The sequence below is a fragment of the Serratia ureilytica genome, assembly GCF_013375155.1.
GTDB lineage: Bacteria > Pseudomonadota > Gammaproteobacteria > Enterobacterales > Enterobacteriaceae > Serratia > Serratia ureilytica.
The window spans coordinates 14966-29849 of the sequence record NZ_JABXOF010000012.1; the positions used below are offsets into that span (position 1 = coordinate 14966).

The 14884-nt window shown below is 60.7% G+C and carries 11 protein-coding genes; 5 read left to right on the top strand and 6 right to left on the bottom strand.

What is annotated here, in order from left to right; all coding sequences use genetic code 11:
* Positions 1–145 precede the first annotated feature (145 nt).
* Entirely contained in the window at positions 146–1621 is a 1476-nt protein-coding gene (ilvC, locus tag HWW83_RS20775) for a ketol-acid reductoisomerase (RefSeq protein WP_033636408.1), read from the top strand.
* Between the two features lie 54 nt (positions 1622–1675).
* Here ilvC and kdgK read toward each other — a convergent pair whose 3' ends face one another.
* Positions 1676–2611, bottom strand: coding sequence for a 2-dehydro-3-deoxygluconokinase (gene kdgK / locus HWW83_RS20780; protein ID WP_033645373.1), 936 nt, complete (start codon positions 2609–2611; stop codon positions 1676–1678).
* A gap of 236 nt (positions 2612–2847) precedes the next feature.
* On the opposite strand from kdgK, the gene pdeH reads away from it, so the two are divergent.
* Together pdeH and HWW83_RS20790 are read left to right on the top strand one after the other, a co-directional pair.
* Positions 2848–3639 carry a cyclic-guanylate-specific phosphodiesterase gene (gene pdeH, locus HWW83_RS20785; RefSeq protein ID WP_047573347.1) on the top strand — a complete coding sequence of 264 codons (792 nt, stop codon included), beginning with the start codon at positions 2848–2850 and terminating at the stop codon, positions 3637–3639.
* 91 nt (positions 3640–3730) lie between these two features.
* Complete coding sequence (locus tag HWW83_RS20790) at positions 3731–5770, top strand: AsmA family protein (protein WP_033645371.1); 2040 nt, start codon at positions 3731–3733, stop codon at positions 5768–5770.
* On the opposite strand, the gene HWW83_RS20795 is transcribed toward HWW83_RS20790, so the two are convergent.
* The 3 genes from HWW83_RS20795 to yhjD form a co-directional block, all read right to left on the bottom strand.
* Positions 5771–6538 carry a CDP-diacylglycerol diphosphatase gene (locus HWW83_RS20795; protein ID WP_033652698.1) on the bottom strand — a complete coding sequence of 256 codons (768 nt, stop codon included), beginning with the start codon at positions 6536–6538 and terminating at the stop codon, positions 5771–5773.
* A gap of 101 nt (positions 6539–6639) precedes the next feature.
* Positions 6640–7962 (bottom strand): MFS transporter, encoded by a 1323-nt coding sequence (locus HWW83_RS20800; RefSeq protein ID WP_016930463.1) that lies wholly within the window; start codon positions 7960–7962, stop codon positions 6640–6642.
* A 329-nt stretch (positions 7963–8291) separates the two neighbouring features.
* Positions 8292–9311 carry an inner membrane protein YhjD gene (gene yhjD / locus HWW83_RS20805; protein ID WP_021505224.1) on the bottom strand — a complete coding sequence of 340 codons (1020 nt, stop codon included), beginning with the start codon at positions 9309–9311 and terminating at the stop codon, positions 8292–8294.
* 341 nt (positions 9312–9652) lie between these two features.
* Between yhjD and HWW83_RS20810 the strand changes: the two genes are divergently transcribed.
* The gene (locus HWW83_RS20810; RefSeq protein WP_033652699.1) at positions 9653–10519 is read left to right on the top strand and encodes a crotonase/enoyl-CoA hydratase family protein; all 867 of its coding nucleotides are present in this window, start codon (positions 9653–9655) and stop codon (positions 10517–10519) included.
* Between the two features lie 16 nt (positions 10520–10535).
* On the opposite strand, the gene pdeR is transcribed toward HWW83_RS20810, so the two are convergent.
* Positions 10536–12530 carry a cyclic di-GMP phosphodiesterase gene (gene pdeR / locus HWW83_RS20815; protein ID WP_033645368.1) on the bottom strand — a complete coding sequence of 665 codons (1995 nt, stop codon included), beginning with the start codon at positions 12528–12530 and terminating at the stop codon, positions 10536–10538.
* 542 nt (positions 12531–13072) lie between these two features.
* On the opposite strand from pdeR, the gene spy reads away from it, so the two are divergent.
* Complete coding sequence (gene spy / locus HWW83_RS20820) at positions 13073–13564, top strand: ATP-independent periplasmic protein-refolding chaperone Spy (RefSeq protein ID WP_033645367.1); 492 nt, start codon at positions 13073–13075, stop codon at positions 13562–13564.
* Positions 13565–13655: 91 nt separating this feature from the next.
* Here spy and HWW83_RS20825 read toward each other — a convergent pair whose 3' ends face one another.
* Positions 13656–14873: a Tm-1-like ATP-binding domain-containing protein gene (locus tag HWW83_RS20825; RefSeq protein WP_042785546.1), complete on the bottom strand. Its 1218-nt coding sequence runs from the start codon at positions 14871–14873 to the stop codon at positions 13656–13658.
* Positions 14874–14884 lie beyond the last annotated feature (11 nt).

The following is a 14884-nucleotide window of genomic DNA, read 5'->3' on the forward strand; positions in this document are numbered from 1 at the left end:
GTTGCAAAAATTGCAATATCACGTTCTCAATATATCAATTTAAGCAACGCATTTCCTGTTATACATTGAGTTTAACGAATCTCCGCACAGACAGGGCGGGGAATGAAAATAACAATGCAAGACAACATCAAACCGGAGTACCACCATGGCTAACTATTTCAACACATTGAACCTGCGTCAGCAGTTGGCGCAATTGGGTAAATGCCGCTTTATGGCGCGCGACGAATTTGCTGACGAAGCCGGCTACCTGAAAGGTAAAAAAGTGGTGATTGTCGGCTGTGGCGCCCAGGGGCTGAACCAGGGTCTGAACATGCGCGATTCCGGTCTGGATGTCGCCTATGCCCTGCGCAAAGAAGCGATCGACGAGAAGCGCGCTTCCTGGCGCAAGGCGACCGAAAATGGCTTCAAGGTCGGCACCTACGAAGACCTGATCCCGCAGGCAGATCTGGTGGTCAACCTGACGCCGGACAAGCAGCACTCTTCCGTAGTGCGCGCGGTGCAGCCGCTGATGAAAGACGGCGCGGCGCTGGGTTACTCCCACGGCTTCAACATCGTTGAAGTGGGTGAGCAGGTGCGTAAAGACATCACCGTGGTGATGGTCGCGCCGAAATGCCCGGGCACCGAAGTGCGTGAAGAGTACAAGCGCGGCTTCGGCGTGCCGACCCTGATTGCGGTTCACCCGGAAAACGATCCGAAAGGCGAAGGCATGGCGATCGCCAAGGCCTGGGCGGCGGCGACCGGCGGCCACCGCGCCGGCGTGCTGGAGTCTTCCTTCGTTGCCGAAGTGAAATCCGATTTGATGGGCGAGCAGACCATTCTGTGCGGCATGCTGCAGGCGGGTTCGCTGCTGTGCTTCGACAAGCTGGTTGCTGAGGGCACCGATCCGGCTTACGCCGAGAAACTGATTCAGTTCGGCTGGGAAACCATCACCGAAGCGCTGAAGCAGGGCGGCATCACCCTGATGATGGATCGCCTGTCCAACCCGGCCAAGCTGCGTGCCTATGCGCTGTCCGAACAGCTGAAAACCATCATGGCGCCGCTGTTCCAGAAGCACATGGACGACATCATTTCCGGCGCGTTCTCCAGCGGCATGATGGCCGACTGGGCGGAAGACGACGTGAAACTGCTGACCTGGCGCGAAGAGACCGGCAAAACCGCATTCGAGAATGCGCCGCAGTTTGAAGGCAAGATCAGCGAGCAAGAGTACTTCGATCACGGCGTGCTGATGGTGGCGATGGTGAAAGCGGGCGTTGAGCTGGCGTTCGAAACCATGGTCGATGCCGGCATCATCGAAGAGTCGGCTTACTACGAGTCGCTGCACGAGCTGCCGCTGATCGCCAACACCATTGCGCGTAAGCGTCTGTATGAAATGAACGTGGTTATCTCCGATACCGCAGAGTACGGCAACTACCTGTTCGCCAACGCGGCGGTGCCGCTGCTGAAGGACTTCATGACCACCCTGCAGGCGGGCGATTTGGGCAAAGCCGTGGCGGGTACGGCGGTGGACAATGCGCAGCTGCGCGACGTGAACGAAGCGGTGCGCAGCCACCCTATCGAAACCGTCGGCCGTAAACTGCGCGGCTACATGACCGATATGAAACGCATCGCCGTCGCGGGCTGATTTTCCGCAAGGCAAAGCACAAAGAGAAAGAGCCGGCAGCGATGCCGGCTTTTTTTATGCCTCCGGCATCATTGCGGCGGGAATGATGGCGCCGCGATGCTGGATCACCGTAGCGGCCAGCAGATGGCCGCGCTGCGCCGCCCGTTGGGCGCTGCCGCCGTTCAGGCGGGCCGCCAGGTAACCGGCGCTGAAAGAATCGCCCGCTGCGGTGGTGTCGACGACACGCTCTGGCGGCAGCGCGATCGCCGGCACCTCAAGTTTCTCCCCTGCCATACTGAACACCAGGCAGGCGTGCGCGCCGCGTTTGATGACGATCTCGCCGACGCCGAGCGCCTGCGTGCGAGCTACCGCCTGTTCGATAGGCTGCGCTCCCCACAGCAACTCTTCGTCATCCAGCGTCAGAAAAGCGATGTCGGTACAGGCCAGCACCTCGCGGTAGGCCTGCTGCGTTTCCTCACGGCTTTGCCACAGGCGCGGACGGTAATTGTTGTCGAAGATCACCTTGCCGCCGTTGGCGCGACAGCGGCGCAGCAGCGCCAGCAGTTTCATGCGATCGGCAGGCGCGAGGATCGCCAGGCTAATGCCGCTGAGGTACAAGTAATCGAACTGCGCCAGCCGTTCGCACAGTGCGTCGGCCTGCGGTCCCGCAAGCCAATACCGGGCGGCGGCGTCATTGCGCCAGTAGTAGAAAGTACGTTCGCCGGCGGCGTCGGTTTCGATGAGGTACAGGCCCGGCAGCTTGTTGTCGAATTGCTGAATCAACCCGGTCTCGATCTTCTCCTGCCGCCAGGCCTGCAGCATGTCGCCGCTGAAACTGTCGGTGCCGAGTGCGGTGACATAATGCACCCGTAGCGTCTGTTCCGGCATTTGGCGGGCGAGGTAGACGGCGGTGTTGAGGGTATCGCCGCCAAAGCCGCGCGTCAGCTGTGCGCCCTGCTGCGACAGCTCGATCATGCATTCGCCGATCACGGCGAGATTTCGGATAGTCATCGTCAATAAGCCCTGGCTAAAGAAGAAGCAATAGCTGTCAGTCTCCACGCAAGGCGGTCAGGGAGTCAATAAATTAAAACGGCGTTTTAATTTTTTATGATCGCGATCGGCGAACGCGGGCAGGACGGAGGCGAAACGGGCGGCAATTCGGCTTAAAGTTTTACGCTGCGTTGCCGATAAGCTGGGTAAAGAAACAGCGGCAGCGCTCTCATTTCCCCGCCACGGCGATAGTACCGATGATAACCAATCTGATCTCTGGTCTGCTGGCGCCTTGTTTTGCCCTCTATGCCTGCGCCAAATCGCGGCGCTACTGGCGGCAATGCCGGCGCTTGTATACCTTCCAGCCGATTTATCGCACCAGCGGCGCGCTGCTGGCGGTGGAACTGCTGACGGCGGTGTATCACCCGAATGAGCCGGACAAGCGGCAATCCCCGGAGCATTATTTTTCCGCGCTCGGCGTCGCCCAGCGCTTGCGGGTGATCCAGGAACAGCTGGCGCTGTTGCAGCGCTGGCAGGCGTTGTTCATTCGTCACGCGGTGATGGTGTCGGTCAATATCGACGGCATCGCGCTGCAAGCGTTGCAGCGCCATAGCGCGTTGCAACGGCAGATCGCCGAGATGCCTTATCTGCGCTTCGAGCTGGTGGAGCACGCCGAAACGGCGTCAAACCGCCCGCTGCAGCAGATCGTCGGCGGCGAGCGGCTGTGGCTGGACGATTTCGGCAGCGGGCTGGCCAACTTCTCCGCCGTCGGCGCCTGGCGTTATCAATACATCAAGGTGGCGCGCGAATTGTTTACCTTGCTCAAACAGTCGGAAGAGGGTGTCCAGCTGCTCGGCACCCTGATCAAGATGATGAACCAGCACAGCGACGGGGTGATCGTCGAGGGCGTGGAAACCGAACAAGAGTGGCGGCTGGTGCAGCGTTCCGGCGCGTTGGCTGCCCAGGGCTACTACCTTTCCCGCCCGGCGTGCTTTGAAACTCTGCACAGCGTGCCGACGCTGTTCGCCGCGCCCGGCACGCCGGCGTGAACTCCGGCCTATCCTCAGCTAGGCTTAAACGGGGCTGCTAACTCCTTTTCCTTTCATTCGGCAGCCCGATTTATGCGCTGAGGGAGCCGCTATGACAAGAACAGGAAAGGTTTTCAGCTGGCTGGGCGGCATTGTGCTGCTGCTGATCGTCGCGCTGGCGATCTTCATTGCTACCTTCGACTGGAATCGACTCAAGCCCACCATCAACGACAAAGTGTCGGCCGAACTGCGGCGACCGTTCGCCATTCGCGGCGATCTGGGCGTCGACTGGTCGCGCAATCCGGATGAGGGCGGCTGGCGCGCCTGGGTGCCCTGGCCGCATATTCACGCCGAAGACGTGTGGCTGGGTAACCCGAAAAACATGCCCGGCGACAGCATGGTGACGCTGCAGCGCGTCGACGCCAGCATTGCGCCGCTGGCGCTGCTGGGTAAAGAACTGCTGATCCCGCGCATCTGGCTGAAGCAGCCGAATGCTTCGTTGCAACGTCTGGCCAACGGCGACAACAACTGGACGTTTGACCTGGCTGCCGGCCAGGATCCCAAGCAGCCGCCTTCCGACTGGTCGTTCACCGTTCACGACATCGTATTCGACAAGGGGCAGATCGCCTTTAAAGACGCCACGCTGAAGGCGGATTTCCGCGCCGTCATCGATCCGCTCGGCAAGCCGTTGCCGTTCAGTGAAGTGACCGGCAAACAGGGCGGCGACAAGACCGCGACCCCCGATTACGTTTTCGGCTGGCAGGTGAAGGGCAAATATAACGGCGAACCGTTGAGCGGCAGCGGCAAGATTGGCGGCATGCTGTCGCTGCAGAGCGCCGATTTGCCGTTCCCGCTGCAGGCCGATGTGCGCTCCGGCAGCACCCGGGTGGTGGTCGCGGGCACCTTGTCCGATCCGCTGAACCTCGGCGGCCTGGATGTACAGCTGAAATTTTCCGGTGAAAGCCTGAGCAACCTCTATGGCCTGACCGGCGTGTTGTTGCCGAATACCCCGCCGTATGCGACCGATGGCCATCTGACCGCCCGTCTGCATCAGCCGGGCGGCGCGGTGTTTGAGTACCAGAAATTCGACGGAAAAATCGGCGATAGCGACATTCACGGCAGCTTGAAGTACGTTGCCGGTAAACCACGGCCCACGCTGAGCGGCGCGGTGAACTCCCGGCAGCTGAGGTTGGCGGATCTGGCGCCGCTGATCGGCGCCGACTCCAACGCCGCCAAAGCCGGGCGCGGCGAGAAAAGCCGTCAGCCGGCGGATAAGGTGCTGCCGGTCGAACAGTTCGATACGCAAAGCTGGAGCAAGATGGATGCGGACGTGAAGTTTGCCGCCGCGCGCATTGAACGCGGCAGCGATTTGCCGCTGAGCGATCTGGCCACGCACCTGAAGCTGAACAATGGCGAACTGCGCCTGGATCCGCTGCGCTTCGGCATGGCGGGCGGCAGCCTGAACGCCGTCGTACGCCTCGACGGCGGCAAAAAGCCGATGCGCGGGCAGGTGGATATGCATGCACGCAAACTTCAGCTTAAACAGCTGTTGCCGAATGTGGAGGCGATGAAGCGCAGCCTCGGGCAGATGAACGGCGACGCCAGGCTGACGGGCAGCGGCAATTCGGTGGCCGAGCTGCTGGCGACCAGCAACGGCGATCTGCGCCTGCTGATCAATAACGGGGTGATCAGCCGTAGCCTGATGGAGATCCTCGGTCTGAACGTCGGTAACTATCTGGTGGCACAGCTGTTTGGTGACGACGTGGTGGGCATCAACTGCGCGGCGGCGGACGTCGGCATCCGCAGCGGCGTCGCCGCGCCGCGACTGTTCGTGTTCGACACCGAAAACGCGGTGATCAACATCACCGGCAACACCAACCTCGCCACCGAACGGCTGGATTTATCCATCGATCCGGAAAGCAAGGGCATGCGCGTGCTGACCCTGCGATCGCCGCTGTACGTGAAAGGCACCTTCAAGCATCCGGACGCCGGGGTCAAAGCCGGGCCGCTGATCGCGCGCGGCGCGGCGGCGGTGGCGTTGGGGGCGGTGCTGACGCCGGCGGCGGCGCTGCTGGCGCTGGTCTCGCCCAGTGAAGGCGGCGAGGAGAACCAGTGCGGGCAGATCCTGCGGGAGATGAAAGGCAAAAAATAATCAGGCGCGCGGCGGCGGCGTGAGCAGCCGGCAGTCGTGATCCTGGATCTCTTCCGCCGAGGCCAGGGTGAACGGCAGCAGGCTGCGCTCGGTTGCCAGCAGCAGGAAATCCCCGTCCGGCAGCGCGGTCATCGCCAGGCCGAAGCTGCCCATGCGCCCGTCGGCGCGCGGCAGGCCGGAGGCCAGCAGGCGGAAGGCGCCCTGTTGCTCCAGCTCGGCAGGGGTTACCCGCCGCCCCAGATAGTCATGCCCCAACAGGCCGCCGGGCAGCGGTTGCCATTGCTCGATGAAATGGGGGCCGATCTGCGCCAGCCGCTGTTTTACTGCCGGCAGCAGGCAGGAGATATGAATGTGCAGCTGGTTTTGCGTGCGGCCATATTCCGAATTGATCGCCAATGAAATATCGCCGTCGTCGATCGGTTTGCCATAGCGTTCCGCCATCACGTGGCGCGCGCGCCAGGCCTGGGCGAAGAAATTCGGCGTGGCGGCGTCCAGCACTGCCGGGCTTTCGATACCGGTGATTTTGGCGCTGGGCATCAGCAGGTATTGCAGCGGCCCGTTGCGATCTTTAAACACCACGAAACCGGCCTGCACATCCACCTGCGCGCAGGGCGCCGGGTTGTCATGCGCTTGCTGATTGGGCAGACATTGCTGGCTGACGATGCGCCACAGCGCATCGGGATGGTCGGGTTTCAACCCGTAATAGAGCGCGATGGCGAGAGCCGCCAGCAGCGCCACGCAGACAAATACCCCACGACGCAGAGACATCGGCCGATCCTGTTACCGAGAGAAACGTCCAGCATAGCCCGGTTTTATGACAGGAAACGAACAACGCGTGCGGCCCCCCGCAGTGAGGGGGCCGCAGAGGATCACAGCGACTGGTGGCGGGTTTCTTTCATCAGCAGGAGGGCCAGCAGCGTCAGCCCGGCCATCGCCGCCAGGTACATGCCGACGTAAAACAGCCCGTAGTGGGCCGCCAGCCAGGTGGCGATGTAAGGCGCCACGGACGCGCCGAGAATCGACGCGACGTTGTAGGAGAACGATGCGCCGGTATAGCGCACTTCGGTGGGGAACAGCTCCGGCAGCAGCGCGCCCATCGGGCCAAAGGTCAGCCCCATGATGCTCAGGCCGCACAGCAGGAAGCCCATCACCAGCGCCTGGTTGCCGGAACCCAGCAGGGTCGGGAACAGGAACGCGAAGCCGATCATCAGCAGGGTAATGGCGATCATGGTCTTGCGACGGCCGAACGCGTCCGCCAGCAGGCCGGCGATGGGCACCATCACGCCGAAACCGATCACCGCCACCATCAGCATCCACAGGAAGCTGTTGCGGGAGTAACCGAGCCCCAGCGGCTGCGGCGCAGTGCCGTAGGTCATCGAATAGACCGTCATCAGATAAAACAGCGTGTAGGTCGCCAGCATGATGAAGGTGCCGAGGATGGTGGCTTTCAGATGCTTGCTCAGCAGCGTGCCGAGCGGCACTTTCACCTGTTTGCCGGCCTTGGCCGCTTTGGCGAACACCGGCGTTTCATGCAATGACACCCGGACGTACAGGCCAATCAGCACCAATGCGGCGGAGAGGATGAACGGCACGCGCCAGCCCCATTCCATAAATTGCTGGTCGCTCAGCAGCCACGAGAGCAGCAGGAAGGTGCCGTTGGCGAAGAAGAAGCCGATCGGGGCGCCCAACTGGGGGAAGGAGCCGTACAGCGCACGTTTTTTGGCCGGCGCGTTCTCCGTCGCCAGCAAGGCGGCGCCGCCCCATTCGCCGCCCAGCCCCAGCCCCTGGCCAAAGCGCGCCAGCGCCAGCAGGATAGGGGCGAAGATGCCGATGGTTTCATAGCTCGGCAGCAGGCCGATCAGCACGGTGGAAATCCCCATGGTCAGCAGCGAGGCGACCAGCGTCACCTTGCGCCCCACGCGATCGCCGAAGTGGCCGAACAGCGCAGAGCCGATAGGGCGCGCGACAAAGGCGACGGCGAAGGTGGCCAGCGACTGCAGCGTCGCGGTGGTCGGGTCGCCCTGCGGGAAGAAGATGTGCGGGAACACGATCACCGCGGCGGTGGCGTAGATGTAAAAGTCGAAGAACTCGATGGCGGTGCCGACCAGCGAGGCGACGATGACTTTCCCGCGGGAATTCACCGGTGTAGACGCGTCGTCGGCGTCGAGTGGGGGTGCGATGGTGGCTTGCATATCTATTTCTTATTGTTGGAGGGGGTAAAAATCCATCTTAGTGACAGCATTCCGCCTTTTCAACGCTGGAACTCTGGGCAGCGCCGCCGCTAACCGGTTAAAAAGACTAATGTTTTACCTGGCTTCTTTTCTGTAGCGTTAAACGTTGAGAAATGGGGTTCATACAGTGTGAATGGCTGTAAAAACGGGAAAGAAAAGTGACTGGGTAGTTTGTTATGCTGGTTTTTCGAATGCCATGCCGCATGACTTAGAGGGATTGACTGGTTTTCTGCTTATTAACCAGAGGAAAGTGCCGGCGCGTGCGATAACACCGGCACGATTGCATGGCTTCAGCGCGCCGGCGGCTCGCGTTCCGGCAAGGCTTTGTCGCCTTTGTAGTCGGCCGTTGCGATCCAGGCGGCGCAAAACAGCGTCAGGCGGGCGAAGAAGTAGAAGAACGCCATCAGCCCGATCACTGAGCCGAAGGCCGCGCCGGAAGGCGATTTCGCCACCTGCGGCAGCGTCATCGTCATCACGAACTTGATCACCTCAAAGCCGATAGCCGCAAGCAAGGTGCCGCGCAGCAGCGCTTTTTTCTTCGGTTTGTGGCGCGGCAGCATCCAGAAAATCCACAGGAACAGCAGATAGTTGGCGAAAATCGAGATCGACAGCGCGATCGTCGTCAACGCCGGCCGCAGCCATTCGATGCCGTCCAGCCCCAGCGCGTTGACGATCGCCGCCTGCGCCGAGCCGGCGACCGAGGTCAGCGACAGCGTGATAATCAGCGCGACCACCAGGCCGGTCAGCGAGATGAAGTCGCGGGTGTACTTGAAATAGATTTTCTCCTGATCCTGCGGATTGCGTTCCCAGACGTCACGCGATTGCGCGCGGATCGCTTCGCGCAGGTTGCCCATCCAACTGATGCCGGAATAGAGCGCCAGCGCCAGGCCGGTCAATCCCACGGTGGTGCGCTGCTGAATGGCGGTGTTGACGGTGTTCTTCAGCGTGCTGGCCAGCGTCGGATCGCTGATGCTGCCGACGATCCGGTTGATCAAACGGGCCAGCAGATCCGGGTTGGAAGCCAGCACGAAACCAGCGGCGGCGAACGACACCATCAGGATCGGGATCAGCGAGAGGAATGAAAAATAGGTGATGGCGGCGCCGAACTGGCTGCCCAGCCGATCGTTAAAGCGTTCGGCGGCGCGCAGCAGGTGCGCAACGCTCGGCCAGGCTTTGATGCGTTCAATCAGACGTGAAAAACCGCTGATGCGGCGGTCGAGCGTTTCATGGCCGGTCTTGATGGCGATAAGCGGCTTCGGCGGCGTGTCTTGTGCGGGCTGGCGGCGTTCCTGGTCTGGTCCTGTAGGCATTACTTCACGATTTCCTTAACGTTAAACGGCATGTATCCGCGTTGATTATAGCCAAAGCCCCGCGGCGTTTTGAGCGCCGGGGCGGCAAACGGTCATTTTCCGAGCTTAACGCGTTAGCGCCCGGCATGAAATGCCAGGAGGCGGTCGATAGGTAAAATTCCTATGAAAACCCCGCCGCGCCTCGGTTTTTTTCACTTCCCTACCTCCAATTTTTATCTGTTTCGTCGGCGAGAAAGCGTTTACTCATGATGTGGCGCCACGCGTTGCCGAGCGCCGCTCCGCTGCAGCCGTAGGGGCTGGAACGGTCTCACCCGTCATCAACAGAAAAACTGGAAGGTCTTATGAAATTGCTCAATCACCCCACCTGCCGTCCGTTTACCGAAGCGGGCAATCTGTCGCAGCTTTCCGCCTACTATGAAGAGGAGAGGCATATCATGTGGATGCTGCTGCGAGCTGCGCCGCGTCCTTGCTTTAATCAGGCGCTGATCGAAGACATCATGACGCTGGCGCAGGCGGCGAAAGAGTCTTCGCTGCGGTTCGATTTCTGGGTCACCGGCTCGCTGGTGCCGAACATGTTTAACGTCGGCGGCGATCTGCAGTTCTTCGCCGAAGCCATCAAGAACCGCAAACGCGAGGCGATGATGGCCTACGCGCGTGCCTGCATCGACTGCGTGCATGCGGCGGCGCGCGGTTTCGATACCGGCGCGGTCAGCATTGCGATGGTCGAAGGCAGCGCGCTGGGCGGCGGCTTTGAAGCGGCGCTGGCGCACCATTTCGTGTTGGCGCAGAACAATGCGCGCATGGGGTTCCCGGAGATTGCGTTCAACCTGTTTCCCGGCATGGGCGGTTACTCGCTGGTGGCGCGCAAGGCGGGCATGCGCTTGGCCGAAGAACTGATTTGGGGCGGCGAGTCGCACACCGCAGAGTGGTTCGAGAGCCGTGGGCTGGTGGATCAGCTGTTCCAGCCCGGCGACGCCTACATGGCGACGCGCACTTTCATCGATACCATCCGGCCGAAGCTCAACGGCATGCGCGCCATGTTGCGGGCGCGTCAGCGCGTGCTGCAGCTGACGCGTTCCGAGCTGATGGACATTACCGAGGATTGGGTGCACTCGGCCTTCACCATTGAGGAAAAAGATCGCGCCTACATCGAGCGGCTGGTGATGTTGCAGGATCGCCACACCCTGAACCTGCGTCGTGCCGGCTAACGTTAACGCGCCCGCCTCACGCGGAAGGTGAGCGCGGGCGATAGGACTGCAGCCAATGCTCCAGCTGTTCCGGGAGCATTGGCCGCGCAAACAGAAAGCCCTGCTTTTCGTCCACGCCGACCTCGTCGAGGAACTGATTTTCGCTCTCGGTCTCCACCCCTTCGGCGATCACGCGGAAGGCCAGCGCCTCCGCCGCCGCGACGATCGCGCGCACCAGCGATTGCGAAACCGGGTTGAAATTCACCCCGCGCACGAAGCTTTTATCCAGCTTGATGGCGTCCAGCGGAATACGCGCCAGCTGCGCCAGCGACGAATAGCCGGTGCCGAAGTCGTCGAGATGCACCTGCGCGCCCAGCTCGCGTAGCCGGGTGATCAGCACGCGCGCGCGGTTTTCGTCTTCAATCAGGCTGCTTTCAGTCAACTCGAAGTCCAGCAGACAAGGGGCCATGCGGTGACGGCGCAGCACCCCGAGCAGATCGTTGACGATGCCGTCGTCTGCCAGCTGCCGGGCGGAGAGGTTGACCGCCACCCGCAGATTCAATCCCCGCTCTCGCCACTGCGCCGCCTGGCAGGCGGCGGTCTGCAACACCCATTGGCCCAGCGGGCCGATCAGGCCGGACTCCTCGGCATAGGAGATGAACTGCAGCGGCGGGATCAGGCCGCGCTCCGGCGAATCCCAGCGCACCAGCGCTTCCACGCTGTGCACTTCACCGCTGCGCGCGTCGATTTTAGGCTGGTAATACAATACCAGCTGATTTTGCTCCAGCCCTTTACGCAGGTTGGTGTCCAGCCACATGTATTCGGCGACGCGCTTGTTCATCTCCGGCGAGAAGACGGTATAGGTGCGCTTGCCGTGCTCCTTGGCGACGTACATGGCGGTATCGGCGCTGCGGATCAGGCTGTCGAGATCGTTGCCGTGCTCCGGGCACAGCGCGATGCCGATCGAACAGCCGGTATACACTTCGATCAGGCCGATGCGGAAAGGGGTCTTCAGCCGATCGATGATGCGCTGCGCCAGCGTTTGCAAACGTTCGCGATCGGTCTGAGGCGCCAGCACCAAAAATTCGTCGCCGCCGAGGCGGGCGAGCACCTGATCCGGGCTCAGGCAGCCGAGGATCGCCAGCGAGACCTCAACCAGCAGCCGATCGCCGAACATATGGCCGTAGGCGTCGTTGACCTTTTTGAAGTTGTCGAGATCGAGGTACACCAGGCCGAAACTCTCTTCGCCGCGCGTGGCGATGGCGTGGTTGATCTTGTCCTGGATGGCGTTACGGTTCGGCAGGCCGGTGATGATATCGGTGTTGGCCAGCACCCGCAGCCGTTCCTGCGCGCGACGCTCTTCGGTGATGTCGGTTCCTGAGCAGATCAGAAACACCTCGTTCTTACCGCTGCCGCTGTGCACGAACTTATTGCGAAACAGGAACAGCCGCTCGCCCTTGACCGTCTTTACCCAGCGTTCCACCTCATACGAAGAGCCGTTGCGGAAGAAGCCGGCGATGTTGCGCCGCGAGGCGGCGGCTTCTTCCGGGCTCATAAACAGCTGGAAAACGTTCTTGCCGATCACCTCGTGTTCGTGCAGCCCGGTGTACTCCTCGCTCAGCCGATTGAAGCGCTGGATGCGGCCGTGCTGGTCGACGATCACGATCACCGAGTTGGCTTCGGACACCACCTGCTCGGCGAAGGAGAGCCCATGCACCAGATCGCGCGCCACGGATTGGGTATCGCTGAACGCGGACGCGGTGCCCGCCCATTCGAGGTTATTGACGCGGCGCCCGACCAGATGCAGATGCAGCGGTTCGCCGGCCAGCGTGATGGTGAGTTCAAGGCTGGCGGTCACGCCGGTCAAACGGCGAATTTTCGCCGCGTCCATGGCGCTCAGCGCCACCGCGACGTGGGCTTTGCCCTTAACGGCGGACAGCTCCAGGGCATTGCTGTCAAACGCCAGCCGCCAGTGGGGGCTCTGGGTGCCGAAGTGGGCGTTAAGAAGCTCAGGGCCTTGGTCTGCGGACATGATGATTCCTCAAAAGAGCACGGGCGGCCGGTCAGCACGAAGAACCGCTGGCGGCCTGTGGGCCCGAAAGTGGTCGCCGTGCGCGTCTGTGCATCATATAACAGGTTTTCACAGGCGGGGCGGGTAATGGAAACTATTCTATAAGCAATGATTAGTTTTGCGGTGTACGCGCCACCCGGCGACCGGTTGCCTTAAAGTGTAGGAGGAGAACATCGGGTCGTGCGAAGTTTGTACCGGCTTCCCCGCTAACGAAAAACGGTTGATGCAAGGTTGCCTTGTGGGCGAGTAAATTATAGCGGTGAGAGGGCGGCTGAAAAATAACCCTGTCGGGGAGATTTTTGCCGGGAAATTAAAATTTCCATCAAATAAACGCCTTCTTCATAGTTTTCTCATAATTGGTGAATAAACCCGTGACGGGTTTTAAAAAGTTTACACACCCTCGCATTACTTGAATTTTATCAGCCTATTATTATCTTCGACGAACGAATGAGCCTGTTAACGTACAGCGCTCCTGATGAAGAAAAATTTTTAAGGAAATGATTATGCGTAAATTGACGGCTTTATTTATTGCTTCCACGCTGGCTCTGGGTTCTGCTTCTGCGGCGTTCGCCGCTGATACGACGGCGGCCCCGGCTGCGGATGCCGCGCCGATGAAAATGATGCATCACAAGGGTGAAGGTAAAGGCGGCCCGTTCGCCGGGCTGAACCTGACCGAGCAGCAGCGCCAGCAAATGCGCGATATCATGAAAGAGTCGCACTCGAAACGCGGTCCGGGCATGAAAGAGGAACGCCAGGCGCTGCATAATCTGGTGGCTTCCGACAGCTTCGATGAAGCGAAGGCGAAGGCGCAAATTGACGCGATCGGCAAAGCGCAATCCGAACGCATGCTGGAACGCGCCAAGGCGGAAAATAAAATGTATAACCTGCTGACCCCTGAGCAGAAAAAACAATACAATGAGAATTATCAGAAACGTGAGCAAAAGATGATGGACCATATGAATAAAATGAAGGAGCAGATGTCCTCCGGTCAGTAATATACGCTCGCGGTAAATAAAAAAGGGCCAGACTATTTGTCTGGCCTTTTTTTTCGGCGTTATCTCCGGCAGGCCCGGCAGCGAGTGATTATCATTCCCCAGCGGCAATATGTCGGAACTGTTCGGCAACGGCCTGCGCAAAGCGCGGATCGTTAATATGGTAAGGCGTTTTTATTAACCGGCGCTTATGGGTGGCGTGCACCGTCTCCTCCAGCGTTTGCGTAAAGGCGGCCAGCGCTGCGGGATCCCAGAACGGTTGCCCAGGGGCATCCAGAGCCGACACGCCGCCCGCCGGTATCACGAAGCGCACTTCGCCCGCGCAGGCGTTGATTTTCTCGCCAATCCAATGACCGATTAGCGCATTTTCCCGTGGGCTGGTGCGCACCAGCGTCACTTGCGGATTGTGATGATGGCGCAGGCGGTTCGCGTAGCGAGCCGGCACCGTATTCAGCGCGCCGAAGTTGATCATGTCGATCGCGCCGCAGGAGAGTACGCACGGGATGCCGGTACGCGCGATAGCACCGAAACGATCTGCATTGCAGGGCAGCACACCGCCAAACAGGTAATCGGTCACTTCGGTGGTGGTCAAATCGATGGCGCCGTGCAGTTGCCGGCTATCGATCAGTTTTTCCAGCGCTCTGCCACCGCTGCCGGTCGCGTGAAACGTCAGGCAGTCCCATTGCGGTTCAAGGTCGGCAACCAGCGCCTGAATGCAGGGGGTGGTGACGCCAAACATCGTCAGGCCGATTGCGGGCTTGTCGTCGTGATGATCGACGGCGGCGAAGCGGACTGCACCGGCTATCTGGCGCGCCGCATTGCCCAGCACCCGGCGCGAGATACGGTTCAGGCCAGCGAGATCGGTGACCGAATACAACATGCTGATATCACTGGCGCCGACATAGGCGGAAACGTCTCCCGCCGCCATGCTCGAGACCATCAATTTCGGCAGGCCAATCGGCAACTGCTGCATTGCCGGCGTGATGATGGCGGTGCCGCCGGAGCCGCCCAGGCCAAGCAGGCCGGCGATATCGCGGCGCGTCAGGATAAAACGTTCGAAAGCGGTCGCCATGGCGGCGATTGCCTGGCCGCGGCTGGCTAGAAAGACCGCGCCTGCGCCCGCCGGATGGTGGCGAGCGACCTCTTCTGGGCCGATATCGGCCGGGGAGTCAAACGGCAAGCTTCGGGTGGAGAGATCGACGGTTCGCGTGGGTAAATTCAGGCTGGCAATCAGCCGCCGCACATACTCCAACTCTTGTCCTTTGGTATCTGCTGTGGTAGCAATATAGACAAAATTTGAAGTATCTTTCATGGATTTTTCCG

Bases quoted from the DNA above. Each gene is read 5' to 3' on its own strand.
- pdeR (WP_033645368.1), bottom strand. From the start codon at position 12,530: ATGTCCGCAGACCAAGGCCCTGAGCTTCTTAACGCCCACTTCGGCACC.
- HWW83_RS20825 (WP_042785546.1), bottom strand. From the start codon at position 14,873: ATGAAAGATACTTCAAATTTTGTCTATATTGCTACCACAGCAGATACC.
- spy (WP_033645367.1), top strand. From the start codon at position 13,073: ATGCGTAAATTGACGGCTTTATTTATTGCTTCCACGCTGGCTCTGGGT.
- yhjD (WP_021505224.1), bottom strand. From the start codon at position 9,311: ATGCCTACAGGACCAGACCAGGAACGCCGCCAGCCCGCACAAGACACG.
- HWW83_RS20810 (WP_033652699.1), top strand. From the start codon at position 9,653: ATGAAATTGCTCAATCACCCCACCTGCCGTCCGTTTACCGAAGCGGGC.
- pdeH (WP_047573347.1), top strand. From the start codon at position 2,848: ATGATAACCAATCTGATCTCTGGTCTGCTGGCGCCTTGTTTTGCCCTC.
- ilvC (WP_033636408.1), top strand. From the start codon at position 146: ATGGCTAACTATTTCAACACATTGAACCTGCGTCAGCAGTTGGCGCAA.
- HWW83_RS20790 (WP_033645371.1), top strand. From the start codon at position 3,731: ATGACAAGAACAGGAAAGGTTTTCAGCTGGCTGGGCGGCATTGTGCTG.
- HWW83_RS20795 (WP_033652698.1), bottom strand. From the start codon at position 6,538: ATGTCTCTGCGTCGTGGGGTATTTGTCTGCGTGGCGCTGCTGGCGGCT.
- kdgK (WP_033645373.1), bottom strand. From the start codon at position 2,611: ATGACTATCCGAAATCTCGCCGTGATCGGCGAATGCATGATCGAGCTG.
- HWW83_RS20800 (WP_016930463.1), bottom strand. From the start codon at position 7,962: ATGCAAGCCACCATCGCACCCCCACTCGACGCCGACGACGCGTCTACA.